The organism is Salegentibacter salarius (assembly GCF_900168265.1).
Taxonomy (GTDB): domain Bacteria; phylum Bacteroidota; class Bacteroidia; order Flavobacteriales; family Flavobacteriaceae; genus Salegentibacter; species Salegentibacter salarius.
In genome coordinates, this window is the sequence record NZ_FVZF01000047.1 from 1 (window position 1) to 1,278 (window position 1,278).

General features: G+C 52.3%; 1 rRNA gene. It reads right to left on the reverse strand.

The features are described 5' to 3' along the window. Nucleotides 1–9: 9 nt before the first annotated feature. Nucleotides 10–1,278, reverse strand: a 16S ribosomal RNA gene (locus B5440_RS15400); the annotation flags it as partial.

The following is a 1,278-nucleotide window of genomic DNA, read 5'->3' on the forward strand; positions in this document are numbered from 1 at the left end:
TTGCTCTAGAAAGGAGGTGTTCCAGCCGCACCTTCCGGTACGGCTACCTTGTTACGACTTAGCCCCAGTTACCAGTTTTACCCTAGGCGGCTCCTTGCGGTGACCGACTTCAGGTACCCCCGGCTTCCATGGCTTGACGGGCGGTGTGTACAAGGCCCGGGAACGTATTCACCGCATCATGGCTGATATGCGATTACTAGCGATTCCAGCTTCACGCAGTCGAGTTGCAGACTGCGATCCGAACTGTGATAGGGTTTGTAGATTCGCTCCTTCTCGCGAAGTGGCTGCTCTCTGTCCCTACCATTGTAGCACGTGTGTGGCCCAGGACGTAAGGGCCGTGATGATTTGACGTCATCCCCACCTTCCTCGCGGTTTGCACCGGCAGTCTGGCTAGAGTTCCCGACATTACTCGCTGGCAACTAACCACAGGGGTTGCGCTCGTTATAGGACTTAACCTGACACCTCACGGCACGAGCTGACGACAACCATGCAGCACCTTGTAATCTGTCCGAAGAAAAGGGTGTTTCCACCCCTGTCAGACTACATTTAAGCCCTGGTAAGGTTCCTCGCGTATCATCGAATTAAACCACATGCTCCACCGCTTGTGCGGGCCCCCGTCAATTCCTTTGAGTTTCATTCTTGCGAACGTACTCCCCAGGTGGGTTACTTATCACTTTCGCTTAACCACTCAGATCTCAATCGATCCGAACAGCTAGTAACCATCGTTTACGGCGTAGACTACCAGGGTATCTAATCCTGTTCGCTACCTACGCTTTCGTCCATCAGCGTCAGTATATTATTAGTGATCTGCCTTCGCAATCGGTATTCTGAGTAATATCTATGCATTTCACCGCTACACTACTCATTCTAACCACTTCATAATAACTCAAGACAATCAGTATCAATGGCAGTTCTCCCGTTGAGCGGAAGACTTTCACCACTGACTTAACTGCCCGCCTACGGACCCTTTAAACCCAATGATTCCGGATAACGCTTGGATCCTCCGTATTACCGCGGCTGCTGGCACGGAGTTAGCCGATCCTTATTCGCAGAGTACCGTCAAACCACTACACGTAGTGGCGATTCTTCCTCTGTAAAAGCAGTTTACAACCCATAGGGCAGTCTTCCTGCACGCGGCATGGCTGGATCAGGCTCTCGCCCATTGTCCAATATTCCTCACTGCTGCCTCCCGTAGGAGTCTGGTCCGTGTCTCAGTACCAGTGTGGGGGATCTCCCTCTCAGGACCCCTACCTATCGCTGCCTTGGTAAGCCGTTACC